Source organism: Streptomyces sp. A3M-1-3 (assembly GCF_024213665.1).
Taxonomy (GTDB): domain Bacteria; phylum Actinomycetota; class Actinomycetes; order Streptomycetales; family Streptomycetaceae; genus Streptomyces.
Window position 1 is genome coordinate 14,218 of record NZ_JANAVP010000020.1, and the last position, 12,573, is coordinate 26,790.

Sequence of the window (12,573 nt, forward strand, 5' to 3'; positions counted from 1 at the left end):
TGTCCGGCCCGCGCACCGAAAGGGGCCGGCCGACGTCAACTTCGCGGAGCCCCTCGCCGTCCTACGGTGAGGGGCTCCGCGCGTGTACGGTCGCCCGGGGGGAAGGGAAGCATCATGTCGAACATGCCAGGCTGGCTGGGCCGGCTCGGAACCGGGCTGACCCGGATGGAAGAGCGCCTGGGCGAGCGCCGCGCCGCAAGCCAGGCGGACGACGACGCGGACACGGGGGACGCGGATCGCGCGAGGCCGGCGGGCCGCGTCGCCGATCGCGCGGACCAAGCGGGATACGAGGGCCAGGCGGGACATGCGGGCCAAGCGGTCATAGCGCAGGAGGCCGCAGGCCGGCCCGCCGCGCCCGCTCCCGATCACGTCCCCGCGCCGCCCGCCTACTCACCGGCCGTCGCGGCCCGGCCGCACCCCGTGGACGCCGTCCCCTGGGGCATGCGGGTCGCGGCCGAGGCGAGCTGGCGGCTGCTCGTACTGGCGGGCATGCTCTGGGTGTTGATGCGGATCATCAGCGAGATCCGCCTGGTGGTCCTCGCGTTCGTCGCGGCACTCCTGATCACCGCGCTCCTCCAGCCCACCGTGGCCCGGCTCCGGCGCCTCGGCCTGCCGCGCGGACTCGCCACGGCCGTCACCGCCGTCGCCGGCTTCATCATCATCGGACTCGTCGGCTGGTTCGTGGTCTGGCAGGTCATGGAGAACCTCGACAACCTCTCCGACCGGGTCAAGGACGGCATCGAGGAGCTCAAGCGCTGGGCGCTGGACAGCCCGTTCCATGTCACCGAGAAGCAGATCAACGACATCGCGAAGAACCTCAGCGACACGGTCGGGACGAACACCGAGGAGATCACCTCGGCCGGACTCCAGGGCGTGACCGTGATGGTCGAGCTCCTCACCGGCATGCTCCTGGCGATGTTCTCGACGCTCTTCCTGCTGTACGACGGCAAGCGCATCTGGCAGTGGGTGCTCAAGCTGGTCCCGGGCCAGGCCCGGCCGGGCGTCGCCGGCGCCGGTCCGCGTGCCTGGCGCACGCTCACCGCCTATGTGCGCGGCACGGTGATAGTGGCCCTGATCGACGCGATCTTCATCGGCCTCGGCATCTACTTCCTCGATGTCCCCATGGCCGTGCCGCTGGCCGTGTTCATCTTCCTGTTCGCCTTCATCCCGCTCGTCGGCGCGGTCGTCTCCGGTGCGCTGGCCGTGGTCGTCGCCCTGGTCACCCAGGGCGTGTTCACCGCGCTGATGGTGCTGGTGGTCGTACTCGCCGTACAGCAGCTCGAAGGCCATGTGCTGCAGCCGTTCATCCTCGGCCGCGCGGTCCGCGTGCATCCCCTCGCGGTGGTCCTCGCGGTCGCCGCGGGTGGCCTGGTCGCGGGCATCGGCGGCGCGGTGGTGGCGGTACCGCTGGTGGCCGTGACCAATACGGTGGTCGGCTATCTGCGGGCGTACTCCCGCGGACAGGCGCTCCGCATCGGCCCGGCGCCGCACGGCGCGACGGCGGTCGGTAACGCGCCGACGACGGAACGGGACAGCTGACCTGGTGGGTCAGGACAGGCTTTCCCCGGCCTTCAGGAGGGCCGCGACGTCGAGGGTGACCTTGGCGCCGATCGACTCCGGCAAGGTGACCTGCTGGCCAGGTGCGTAGAGGGCGTGCTTGTCGTACTCGTTGGGGAGGGGGTCCGTCAGCACGCGCACCCGCCCGTTCTTGCGGTCGACGATCACGTATACGGGGATCTTGGCCTCGGCGTATGCGCGGACCTTGTTCCGCAGGTCGTTGTTGTAGTTGCTGCTGGTGACTTCCAGGACCAGGCGGAAGCAGGCGGGGTCGTAGCAGTTGTTCTCGATGAGGTGCTCTTCGATATCCGCGTCAACCACGGCGAAGTCGGGGATGGCATAGTCCTCCGGACCGTCAGGGAGCCAGACGCCGACACCCTGGGCGACCGAGGTCTCTCCGCCGTGCAGCCCGGCCGCGAGGAAGGGGATCATCAGGTCGGTCAGAGCGCGAGCATGTGGGAAATCCGGGGGCGGGGTCACGACGATGACTCCTCCGATGATCTCGACGCGGAAGCCGGGGTTCTGCTCCATGAGCTGGTTGGCTGCTTCGAGCAGGGTCGCCGGCGTGTCGCGATGGGGCTGCTCGACTGCTGCGGCAGACATGGCGCCTCCTGGTGGCTGGTGTCGAGAGCATCATCGTAGGCCCGGCCGCCCCGGCATGTCCGGTAACGGAACGTGCACTCGTACGAGTGAACGAAGGGGCCCACCGTCCGGAATTCCGGACGGTGGGCCCCTTCGCGTGCGTACGAGCGACTACTCGGCGGCGAGGACGGCCTCGGAGTCGAGGGTCACGCCGACCGCCTGGATCACCGAGGCGATCTTGAACGCCTCCTGGATCGTCTCGCGGTCCACGCCGGCCTTGCGCAGCACCTGCTCGTGCGAGTCGAGGCACTGGCCGCAGCCGTTGATCGCGGAGACGGCCAGCGACCACAGCTCGAAGTCGACCTTCTCCACGCCCGGGTTGCCGATGACGTTCATCCGCAGGCCCGCGCGCAGTGTCCCGTACTCGGGGTCCGACAGCAGGTGCCGGGTCCGGTAGAAGACGTTGTTCATGGCCATGACGGCGGCAGCCGACTTGGCGGCCGTGTACGCCTCGGCGGAGAGGTTCGCCTTGGCCTCCGGCTCCAGCTCACGCAGCACCTTCGGCGAGCGCGAGGCGATCGCGCAGGCGAGCACGGTGCCCCACAGCTGCTGCTGGGGCAGGTCGCTGTTGCCGATGACCGAACCGAGGTTCAGTCGCAGGTCCTTGGCGTAGTCCGGGATCGCGGACTTCAGCTCGTCGAGGGCCATGGGTCACTCACCGGCCAGCAGCTTGACCGGGTCGAGGGTCTCCTCGCCGGACTTCCAGTTGCACGGGCACAGCTCGTCGGTCTGCAGCGCGTCGAGGACCCGCAGGACCTCCTTGGGGTTACGACCGACGGAACCGGCGGTCACCATGGCGAACTGGATCTCGTTGTTCTGGTCGACGATGAAGACGGCGCGCTTGGCGAAGCCGTCCTCGCCCTCGATGCCGAGGTCGCGCATCAGCTCGTGCCTGGAGTCGGCCATCATCGGGAAGGGCAGGTCACGCAGGTCGGCGTGGTCCTTGCGCCAGGCGTGGTGGACGAACTCGGAGTCGCCGGAGAAGCCGAGCACCTGGGCGTCGCGGTCGGCGAACTCGTCGTTCAGCTTGCCGAAGGCGGCGATCTCGGTCGGGCACACGAAGGTGAAGTCCTTGGGCCACGCGAAGATGATCTTCCACTTGCCTTCGTAGGTCTTGTGGTTGATCTGCTCGAACTCCTTGCCGCTCTCCAGCGAGACGCAGGCGGTCAGATCGAACGCGGGGAACTTGTCACCGACAGTGAGCACAAACTCTCCTTGCAGTGAGGAAGAGGCCCTTTTTGGGGGCGTTCCACGGGGTTGGACGGATCGCCGATGGTGGCATGGCGGCCATTGATCACGGAAATAGCTAGACTGGGTCATCGTGATCGGAGGTACCTATCAGTGTCTGCCGGCAATTCTGCCAGTAACAGGGGAGCGAGCAGGGGCAAGCAGCCCACCCTCGCGCAGCTGCGCGCCTTCGCCGCCGTGGCCGAGTATCTGCACTTCCGCGACGCGGCCGCCGCGATCGGGATGAGTCAGCCCGCGCTGTCGGGGGCCGTCTCGGCGCTGGAGGACACACTCGGCGTACAGCTGCTGGAGCGTACGACGCGGAAGGTGCTGCTCTCGGCCGCCGGGGAGCGGCTCGCCGTACGGACCAAGGCGGTGCTCGACGCGGTCGGGGAGCTGATGGAGGAGGCCGAGGCGGTGCGGGCGCCCTTCACCGGGGTGCTGCGGCTCGGGGTGATCCCCACGGTGGCGCCCTATCTGCTGCCGACGGTGCTCTGGCTGATCCATGAGCGGTACCCGGAACTCGACCTCCAGGTGCACGAGGAGCAGACGGCCTCGCTGCTGGACGGGCTGTCCGGCGGGCGGTTGGACCTGCTGCTGCTCGCGGTGCCGCTGGGGATGCCGGGAGTGACCGAACTGCCGCTGTTCGACGAGGATTTCGTGCTGGTCGCGCCGCGTGACCACTGGCTGGCGGGGCGCAGCGACATTCCGCGCGAGGCGCTGCGCGAGCTGGATCTGCTGCTGCTCGACGAGGGGCACTGCCTGCGGGACCAGGCACTCGACATCTGCCGGGAGGCCGGGCGCACTTCGGAAGGGGCGGGGCGCAGCCCCTCGTCTGAGGGTGGTGGCGGGCGACGGGCGGGCGGGTCCGCGGTGACGACCACCGCGGCCGGGCTCTCGACGCTGGTGCAGCTGGTCGCGGGCGGGCTCGGGGTGACGCTGCTCCCGCGTACGGCGCTGCGGGTGGAGGCCAGCCGTAACGAGTATCTGGCGACCGGCTACTTCGCCGAGCCGGCGCCGTCCCGGCGGATCGCGCTGGCGATGCGCACGGGCGCGGCCCGGCAGGAGGAGTTCACCGCCTTCGCGGACGCGCTGCGGGAGGCGATGCGGCCGCTTCCGGTGTGGCCGGCAGAGTAGCCGGCCCGCACCGGGAGCGGGCCGCTCACTCGGTGCGCAGGGCCGTTCCGGGCGCATCAGCCGCCCACAGCGGCGGCAGGCTGAGCGCGGTGACCAGCAGGACGGCATTGCGCAGTTCGTCGGCGGTCAGCAGCGGGCCGGTCAATTCCGTACCTCCTGGGCGAGCTGGTCGAGGCGCGCGGCGGTGAGGTCCAGCCAGTGCAGGTCGGCCTCGAGGTGGAAGCGGGCGTGGTCGCAGATGAGCTTGTCGGCGAAGTCGCCGCCCTGCTTGCGCCGGGTGAGCTCGCGCATGAGGCGCAGATGCTCGGCCCGCTGGGTGTCGAGCAGGCCGGCCGCGCTGCGCTCGGTGAGCGGCGCGAGGACGACCTTGGTGTACAGCGTCGACTGGAGGTACGGCTCGGGTTGCGCGAGACAGCTCTCGACGTCGGTGACGCCGGCTGCGGTGATCGCGTAGCGCTTGCGCTCGGGACCGCCGCCGCCGGTCTCTATCCCGTCGAGCTCGACATGTCCGTTCAGCATCAGCAGCCGGGACATGGTCGATTGAAGTTCCCTCCCTCGTAAGTGAGGGAGATTCCTGCCTCCCTTGCGGTGGCGGGTTTGACGCGGCGGGCGCGCCTGACGACTGCCCTCCCGGCAGCCGGGAGGAGCGCGAGGCCCATCCGACCTACTTCGCCGGGTCCTGCGGCGGAGCCCCGCTCACCGTCGTCCGCCAGTACATCGAGCAGCAGCAACGGCCGGTATGAACGAGCACGGCCCGGAAGCGCAGAGGCGCTTCGCACCTCCGGGCTCTCCGCAGGTCAGCTGCGATTGTCACGATTCGGTACGGGGATCCTCCGCCGGCGCAGCACCCTGGCCGGGGGCGGGCTTGGGCGGCCGGCCCCGGCGCGGGATCGGGCCCGTGCCACCGGGCAGTCGGCCCGACTCGGCCAGCGCGCGCCGCAGCAGGAACTCGATCTGCGCGTTGGCGCTGCGCAGCTCATCGCCGGCCCAGCGCGCCAGAGCCTCGTACACCAGCGGGTCCAGCCGCAGCAGCACCTGCTTGCGCTGCTGCGGCTTGCCCTGCGGGCTGCCGGGGTCCGTCACTGGTAGAGCGTGCCGGTGTTGAGGACGGGCTGGGCGGCCCGGTCGCCGCACAGCACCACCATCAGGTTGCTGACCATCGCCGCCTTGCGCTCGGAGTCGAGCTCGACGATGTCCTGCTCGGCGATCCGGGTGAGCGCCATCTCCACCATGCCGACCGCGCCCTCGACGATCTGCTTGCGGGCGGCGACGACGGCTCCGGCCTGCTGGCGCTGGAGCATCGCCGAGGCGATCTCGGGCGCGTACGCGAGGTGGGTGAAGCGGGACTCGATGATGTGGACGCCGGCCGCCTCCACCCGGGCGTGCAGCTCTATGGCGAGCTTCTCGGTGATTTCCTCCGCGTTGCCGCGCAGCGAGAGGCCGTCCTCGTCATGGGCGTCGTACGGGTACTCGATGGCGATGTGGCGGACGGCGGCCTCGGTCTGGGTGGAGACGAACTCCAGGAAGTCGTCCACCTCGAACATCGCCTGCGCGGTGTCCTCGACCTTCCAGACCACGACCGCGGCGAGCTCGATCGGGTTGCCGTAGGCGTCGTTGACCTTGAGTACGGCGGTCTCGTGGTTGCGCACCCGGGTCGAGATCTTCGCGCGGGAGGTCAGCGGATTGACCCAGCGCAGTCCGTCGGTGCGGATCGTGCCGCGGTAGCGGCCGAAGAGCTGGACGACACGGGCCTCGCCCGGCGCCACCATGTTCAGCCCGCACATCGCGAGGAAGGCGGCGATGGCGACCATGACGCCCGTGATGATCAGGGCCGCCTCGGCGCCGCCCGAACCGGCCGCGGCGCCGGCGACGACGAGGGTGATACCGGCGGCCAGGCCGAGGAGGCCGAGGAGGAGGGCGAGCCCGCCGCCGATGCTGCGGGCGGCGAACTCGCGGACCCGCGGCTCCGGCATGTGCGGGAGGTCTGCGGTGACGTTCTCGGACATGACTGGTCCCCGTTTCGGTCGATCTGCGGTCTATCAAACTGATATCAGATTACACACTCTCACAACCATGGACACCCCTCAGGAGTCGGTTCCGGTGAGACGGGTGCTCATTGTCACGTCCGGAAAGCCCGGATAGGCAGACCTTTGTCCACAGGCGCGGTGTTAGCTTTCTGAGCTGACGTCGGGGGTTGACGAGCGGAGCAATGGAGTCATGGGCCGAGCGGAAGCACGACGAGCACGGCAGGGCGGTGCGCGCCGGGCGAGGAAGGCGGAGAAGCGGGGCGGTATACGCCGCTTCTTCACCTGGAGGAAGATGCTGGGCACGTTCTTCGGGCTCTGCCTGCTCGCGATGGGCGCCTTCGTGGCGCTGTACTTCTATGTGGACGAACCGCAGCCCAACGCGCAGGCCCGGCTGCAGAGCAACATCTACAAGTACAGCGACGGCAAGAAGGTCCTGGCCCGCACCGGCCAGGGGGTGAACCGGCAGATCGTCGGCCTCGACCGGATCCCCAGAGACGTCCAGATGACCTTCCTCGCCGCCGAGAACAAGTCCTTCTACGAGGACTCCGGCATCGACTTCAAGGGCACCGCCCGTGGCCTGCTCAACACCCTCTCGGGCAAGGGCAGGCAAGGCGGCTCGACGATCACGCAGCAGTACGTCAAGAACTACTACCTCGAACAGGACCAGTCGGTCACCCGCAAGCTCAAGGAGCTGGTGATCTCGCTCAAGGTCGACCAGCGCATGGACAAGGACGACATCCTCGCGGGGTACATCAACACCAGCTACTACGGGCGGGGTGCGCACGGCATCCAGGCCGCGGCCCAGGCGTACTACGGCATCGACGCGGACAAGCTGAACGTCGGCCAGGGCGCGTACCTGGCCGCTCTGCTTCAGGCGCCCAGCTCCTACGACTGGCACGCGGCCACCCCGACCGGCCGGAAGTTCGTCCAGGAGCGCTGGGACATCATCCTCGGACACATGATCGACATGGGGAAGCTCGACGAGGCGAAGCGCGCCACCCTGAAGTTCCCCGTACCCAACGCACCGAAGGCCGCGCCCGGTCTGGAGGGCCAGACCGGCTACCTCGTCGATGCGGCCAGGGCGGAGCTGGAGCGGTCCGGGGTCTCCAAGCGGGACCTCGACGCCGGCGGCTGGACGATCACGCTCAACATCGACGAGAAGAAGCAGAAGAAGCTCGAGCAGGCGGTCAGGGACCAGCTCGAGTCCAAGCTCGACCGCAAGGGCAACAAGGTCGACGCGACCGTGCAGGCCGGTGCGACCTCGGTGGACCCGAAGACCGGGCACGTGGTCGCGATGTACGGCGGTACGGACGCCACCAAGCACTGGATCAACAACGCCACCCGGACCGACTACCAGCCGGGCTCGACCTTCAAGCCCTTCGTGCTCGCCTCCGCTCTGGAGAACGAGTCCGTGACCCAGGACGGCAAGCCGATCAAGCCCAACACCATCTACGACGGCACCAGCCGCCGACCGGTGGAGGGCAGCGACACCGCCTTCGCCCCGCAGAACCTGGACAACAAGAGCTGGGGTCCCGTCACGGTCCAGAAGGGGACGAACCACTCGCTCAACTCCGTCTACGCGCAGATGATCGTGGATGTGGGTCCCGACGAGGTGAAGAAGACCGCGCTCGACCTCGGGATGAAGGACCGCGGTGCCTTCGACGAGCGCCCGGCCATGTCGCTGGGCCCGATGGGCTCCAGCACCCTGGACATGGCGGCCGCCTACGCGACCCTCGACAACCACGGTGAGAACGTCACCCCGTCGATCGTGAAGTCCGCCAAGCACGAGAACCGCGACGTCGAGCTGCCGGAGTCGGTCGGCGGGCAGGCGATCAGCCGCGAGAGCGCCGACACGGTCACCAAGGTGCTGACGGGCGTCGTCAACGAGGGCTCGGCGAGCGCGGTCAAGTCCAGCTCCTACGAGGCGGCCGGCAAGACCGGTACCTCCGAGCAGAACAAGTCGGCCTGGTTCACCGGTTACACGCCCGAACTCACCACGGTCGTCGCACTGTTCGGTGAGTCCACCAAGGAGGGCGGCGGCCAGGTCTCACTGACCGGAACCGCCAACTCCGGCCGCGCCAACGGCGGTGGCTTCCCGGCCAGGATCTGGAAGCAGTACATGACCGACGCGCTGGCCGGCGGCGAGGTGAACCAGCGGTTCGACCTGGAGACGGACATGGGCGTGGTCGAGCCGCCCCAGACCCCGACCCAGGAAGCGACCGAGACGCAGGATCCGGACCCGACCGACACACCGACCGACGATCCGGACCCGACGCGTACGCCGCCGACCAAGACCCCGGACCCGACCATCACGCCCGACCCGTCGCGAACCCCGCCGGGCGGCCTCATCGGCGGATCCGGCGGCGACACCGGCGGCGGCGACACCGGCGGTGACACGGGCGGCACCAACGGCGGCACCAGCACGGGCGGCGACACCGGAGGCGAGGAAGACACCCTCCGGCCGCCGAAGCCGTAGGCCTGTCCGGCGGCCGGGAAGCGGGAGCGGGCGGTCAGCCGCCGTTCACGTTCTCGGCGATCCGGTCGCCGACCTCGTTGTCGATATTGCGCCAGAGCCGCACCGCCCGGTCCAGCACCGGGCGCGTGACCCCGGCGCTCAGGTGGCCGCTGACGTTGGAGACGAACCGGTCGCGCGCCGCGTCGTCCAGGACCTGGCGGACCATCGTGCCCGGCTGGCCGCCGTAGGAGTTCGGTGCGTACGGGCGGGCCGCCCGGGGCGCGTCGTACCGCATCGGGCCGTCCTTCGCGTACGTGTTGACCTGCGAGCGCGGCCGGTTGGGCGGCAGCTGCGCGTAGTTCGGGCCGATCCGGTCCCACCAGAGCAGTCACTCCGCAGGCGCGACGTCGGCAACACTTGGACCCGGTCCAGTTCTGGTCCGCGTACAGAGCGTGACGCGCCGTCACCCGCTAGCTCCGAGAAGGCGCCGCCAGCTCGAACCAGACCACCTTTCCGCTGCTCAGCCGGGTCGCGCCCCACCGCCGCGCCAGCCGGTTGACCAGGAACAGGCCCCGCCCGCCCTCGTCGGTGTCCCGGGCCCGGCGCTGCCGCGGCAACTGCGGCGAGTCGTCGCCGACCTCGCAGCGCAGTACGTCCGTACGCAGCAGCCGCAGCGTGACGGGCCGCTCGGCGTACCGCACGGCGTTTGTCACCACCTCGCTGACCAGCAGCTCCACCGAGTCCGAGAGCTCCTCCAGGTCCCAGCGGGCCAGCGCCCGCCGGGCCAGGCGGCGGGCCCGGCCGGGGGCGCGCTCCTCCGGCTCCAGGAACCAGTACGCGACATCGCTCGGCGCGATCCCGTCGAAACGGGCGGCGAGCAGCGCGATGTCGTCGTCCCGGTCACCCGGGCCGAGCATGTCGAGGACCTCGTCGCAGAGCGCCTCCAGCGGCGGCGGATGGTCCGGCCCGGTCAGCTGGGCGGTGGCGGCCAGCCGCTCACGCAGCTGTTCGATACCGGTCCAGACGTCACGCAGCCGGGACTCGACCAGGCCGTCGGTGTAGAGGAGCAGCGTGGCGCCGGCCGGGGCGTCCAGCTCGACCGCCTCGAAGTCGACCCCGCCGACGCCGATGGGCGCGCCGGGCGGCACCCGCAGTACCTCGGCGCGGCCGCCGAGGTGCAGCAGAACGGGCGGCGGGTGGCCGGCGTTGGCGATGGTGATCCGGTGCGAGACCGGGTCGTACACCGCGTACAGGCAGGTCGCCATGCGGTCCGAGCCGAGCCGCTGGGCCTGCTCGTCGAGGTGGTGCAGCACCTCGGCCGGGGGCAGGTCCAGCTGGGCCAGGGTCTGCGCGGTCGTGCGCAGCTGGCCCATGATCGCGGCGGAGGTCATGGAGTGGCCCATGACATCGCCGACGACCAGCGCGACGCGGCTGCCGGGCAGCGGGATCGCGTCGTACCAGTCGCCGCCGACCCGCGCCGTCTCGGCGGCCGGCAGATAGCGGCTGGCGAGCCGGACGCCGGTCGGCTGGGGCAGCGAGTCGGGCAGCATGGTGCGCTGCAGCTCGTCGGCGATGTACGCCTCACGCCCGTACAGCACGGCCTTGTCGATGCCCAGCGCGGTGTGGGTGGCCAACTGGGCGGCCACCAACAGGTCGTTGGGCTCGAACGCGGGCCGCTCCGGGCGGCGCAGGAACACCGCGGCGCCGATGACCCGGCGCCGGCCGCGCAGCGGGGCGAGGATCGCCCGGTTGCCGTTCGGTACGGGAACGTCCTCGCCCAGCAGCTCCGGCAGCGCGGCGCGCGCGGCGGCGGAGGCGCCGAACACCGGCCGTACGCCCCGGAGTACCTCGTCCAGCGCACCGCCGGGGCGGATCTCGCACAGTTCGGCGGCGGGCAGGTCGGCCTGCATGAACAGGGGTTGCCGGGCGGGGTCGGTCTCCGGGTCCGCGGTGGTGTCGGTGCCCTCGTCGATCGGGCGGAGCCGGTCGGTACGCCTGAGCCGTAACACGACGGGACCGGCGGGCCGTTCGTCTCCGACGGGCAGCGGGTCGCGCAGGTACACGAGGATCGCGTCGGAGAACGTCGGCACGGTGGCCCGGCAGAGTCCCAGCACGATCTCGTCGAGGTCTATGCCACGGGCGATCCGCCGGGTGGCTGCCCCCACGAACCGCAGCCGGTCCCCCTCGCGGCGGGCCATCCCGGGATCGGCGGCCTGTCCGGCATCGGCGCGTATGCCCGCGGGATCGGCGGCGAGGCCGCGGGCCGCCGGGGCGGCCCCGGCACCCGCCATGCCGAGCCCGTCCGCCATGCCGTGCGGCTCGGCCTTGCCGTGGCCGTCCGTCTTGCCGTGGCCGTCCGCGGCGGCGCCCGGTTCGTCCTCCCGGGGCCTGGGGCGCGGCTCGGCGGACCGCGGCTGGGGCGACGCGCCGCCGGCCGACGGGGCGCCGGCCGACGGGGCGCCGGCCGGGGCTCCGGCGGCCGTTCCGGTACGCCGCTGCAGCGCTCCGCGCGGGTCCGCGGGCGCGGTCGGCCGGGCAGCTCCGGGCTGCGGGCCTTCGTGGGAGGTGGGGTACTCCGTCACGCGTGGGATTCCGTCCGTTTGCGCTGGATGTGCGCTGCACTCAACTCAGTCGCGGTATACCCGCTCAGCGGGAGGGACACCGTCAACTCCCTCCCTCTCGACCCCTCTCGTTTCCCTCTTGTGACGTTCGGTCAAGACCTGTGCATGGCAGCGTCGTTGCAGCTGCGCAGCCATACGGAGGACGATCCTACGTTTGAACCCCGGGGGCGCATCAAGGGTCTCATGACGTCATATGCGCCGGGGTGCGGTCCCAGTCCTCCGGCAGCACCGGCACGGTCCACCGCGGGTCCGGCCGCCAGTCCTGCCAGCCGTCACAGAACGGCCGGCCCCACGCCGTGATCACCTCGACCGCGGCGCGCCCCGCCCTTCTTACGCGCCGGGCCTGCCCGGCGTTCATCAGTCCGGCCCGCTGGGCCTGGTCGAACTCGTCCTCGTCCAGCCAGCGCCAGCTGCGGTCGGGATGCACGGCGATGTCGAGGAAGTGGTCCTCGGAGTCGACCCCGCGGACCCAACGGGTCCGCGGCGCCTCCAGGTTGACGTACCAGTTCTTGAAGCGCCAGCCGCGGTCCCAGAACAGCCAGACCGACCACGGCTCGCCGGGCCGGGCCAGCTTGAGCACGCCCGTGCCGAACCACTGCGAGCGGACCGTGGTGCGGGGCGCGGTGTAGCGGGTCGCGAGCGGCTCGTGATGTACGGGTGTGCCGTCCGCGAGTACCGGCTTCACGCACTCGGTGCCCGGCGCCATCCACACCGCAAGCAGATCCGGGGTGTCCTCGACGACGGTCACCGGGCGGCAGATGTGGACATGGCCGTTTCCCTCCACGGCGTTGCCGCGGTAGCGCCAGAGGATGTGGTCCCCCGGCGCCCAGTGGGAAGTGCCTGTCGTACCTGTCATGCGCAGATCTTAGGGGCGCGGCCCGCCGACCGCTGCGGTATAGATCACGAC

At 70.5% G+C, this 12,573-nt stretch carries 10 protein-coding genes and 3 pseudogenes; 4 read left to right on the plus strand and 9 right to left on the minus strand.

All coding sequences use genetic code 11. The annotated features are described in order from the left end of the window. The first annotated feature begins 114 nt into the window (after positions 1-114). Complete coding sequence (locus tag NLX86_RS22180; RefSeq protein WP_254373511.1) at positions 115-1,539, plus strand: AI-2E family transporter; 1,425 nt, start codon at positions 115-117, stop codon at positions 1,537-1,539. A gap of 9 nt (positions 1,540-1,548) precedes the next feature. Here the strand turns inward: NLX86_RS22180 and NLX86_RS22185 are convergent, their stop codons facing one another. The 3 genes from NLX86_RS22185 to NLX86_RS22195 all read right to left on the minus strand — a co-directional run bounded on the left by NLX86_RS22185 (position 1,549) and on the right by NLX86_RS22195 (position 3,405). Further along, positions 1,549-2,160: a Uma2 family endonuclease gene (locus NLX86_RS22185; RefSeq protein WP_254373512.1), complete on the minus strand. Its 612-nt coding sequence runs from the start codon at positions 2,158-2,160 to the stop codon at positions 1,549-1,551. Between the two features lie 150 nt (positions 2,161-2,310). Then, positions 2,311-2,847 (minus strand): alkyl hydroperoxide reductase, encoded by a 537-nt coding sequence (locus NLX86_RS22190; protein WP_254373513.1) that lies wholly within the window; start codon positions 2,845-2,847, stop codon positions 2,311-2,313. Positions 2,848-2,850: 3 nt separating this feature from the next. Then, positions 2,851-3,405 (minus strand): peroxiredoxin, encoded by a 555-nt coding sequence (locus tag NLX86_RS22195; protein WP_254373514.1) that lies wholly within the window; start codon positions 3,403-3,405, stop codon positions 2,851-2,853. A gap of 135 nt (positions 3,406-3,540) precedes the next feature. On the opposite strand from NLX86_RS22195, the gene NLX86_RS22200 reads away from it, so the two are divergent. Further along, positions 3,541-4,563: a hydrogen peroxide-inducible genes activator gene (locus NLX86_RS22200; protein WP_254373515.1), complete on the plus strand. Its 1,023-nt coding sequence runs from the start codon at positions 3,541-3,543 to the stop codon at positions 4,561-4,563. A 141-nt stretch (positions 4,564-4,704) separates the two neighbouring features. On the opposite strand, the pseudogene NLX86_RS22205 reads toward NLX86_RS22200, so the two are convergent. Further along, positions 4,705-5,106 (minus strand): annotated as a pseudogene (locus NLX86_RS22205) (PadR family transcriptional regulator); the annotation flags it as partial. Between the two features lie 116 nt (positions 5,107-5,222). Between NLX86_RS22205 and NLX86_RS22210 the strand changes: the two are divergent. Next, a pseudogene (locus NLX86_RS22210) lies at positions 5,223-5,306 on the plus strand (IS200/IS605 family transposase); the annotation flags it as partial. Positions 5,307-5,373: 67 nt separating this feature from the next. On the opposite strand, the gene NLX86_RS22215 reads toward NLX86_RS22210, so the two are convergent. Further along, positions 5,374-5,697 carry a hypothetical protein gene (locus tag NLX86_RS22215; protein WP_374213931.1) on the minus strand — a complete coding sequence of 108 codons (324 nt, stop codon included), beginning with the start codon at positions 5,695-5,697 and terminating at the stop codon, positions 5,374-5,376. Beyond that, positions 5,643-6,569 (minus strand): SPFH domain-containing protein, encoded by a 927-nt coding sequence (locus NLX86_RS22220; protein ID WP_254373517.1) that lies wholly within the window; start codon positions 6,567-6,569, stop codon positions 5,643-5,645. The genes NLX86_RS22215 and NLX86_RS22220 overlap by 55 nt, the downstream gene beginning before the upstream one ends. Positions 6,570-6,780: 211 nt before the next feature. Between NLX86_RS22220 and NLX86_RS22225 the strand changes: the two genes are divergently transcribed. Continuing rightward, positions 6,781-9,066 carry a transglycosylase domain-containing protein gene (locus NLX86_RS22225; protein ID WP_254373518.1) on the plus strand — a complete coding sequence of 762 codons (2,286 nt, stop codon included), beginning with the start codon at positions 6,781-6,783 and terminating at the stop codon, positions 9,064-9,066. 34 nt (positions 9,067-9,100) lie between these two features. Here NLX86_RS22225 and NLX86_RS22230 read toward each other — a convergent pair. The 3 genes and pseudogenes from NLX86_RS22230 to NLX86_RS22240 form a co-directional block, all read right to left on the minus strand. Beyond that, a pseudogene (locus NLX86_RS22230) lies at positions 9,101-9,418 on the minus strand (catalase-related domain-containing protein); the annotation flags it as partial. A 97-nt stretch (positions 9,419-9,515) separates the two neighbouring features. Next, positions 9,516-11,627 carry an ATP-binding SpoIIE family protein phosphatase gene (locus tag NLX86_RS22235; protein WP_254373519.1) on the minus strand — a complete coding sequence of 704 codons (2,112 nt, stop codon included), beginning with the start codon at positions 11,625-11,627 and terminating at the stop codon, positions 9,516-9,518. Positions 11,628-11,847: 220 nt separating this feature from the next. Beyond that, positions 11,848-12,522, minus strand: coding sequence for a DUF402 domain-containing protein (locus tag NLX86_RS22240; RefSeq protein WP_254373520.1), 675 nt, complete (start codon positions 12,520-12,522; stop codon positions 11,848-11,850). Positions 12,523-12,573: the final 51 nt, after the last annotated feature.

What these genes read in the sequence shown, in the direction of transcription:
- NLX86_RS22180 (WP_254373511.1), top strand. Translation starts at nt 115, where the DNA reads ATGTCGAACATGCCAGGCTGGCTGGGCCGGCTCGGAACCGGGCTGACC.
- NLX86_RS22185 (WP_254373512.1), bottom strand. Translation starts at nt 2,160, where the DNA reads ATGTCTGCCGCAGCAGTCGAGCAGCCCCATCGCGACACGCCGGCGACC.
- NLX86_RS22190 (WP_254373513.1), bottom strand. Translation starts at nt 2,847, where the DNA reads ATGGCCCTCGACGAGCTGAAGTCCGCGATCCCGGACTACGCCAAGGAC.
- NLX86_RS22220 (WP_254373517.1), bottom strand. Translation starts at nt 6,569, where the DNA reads ATGTCCGAGAACGTCACCGCAGACCTCCCGCACATGCCGGAGCCGCGG.
- NLX86_RS22225 (WP_254373518.1), top strand. Translation starts at nt 6,781, where the DNA reads ATGGGCCGAGCGGAAGCACGACGAGCACGGCAGGGCGGTGCGCGCCGG.
- NLX86_RS22240 (WP_254373520.1), bottom strand. Translation starts at nt 12,522, where the DNA reads ATGACAGGTACGACAGGCACTTCCCACTGGGCGCCGGGGGACCACATC.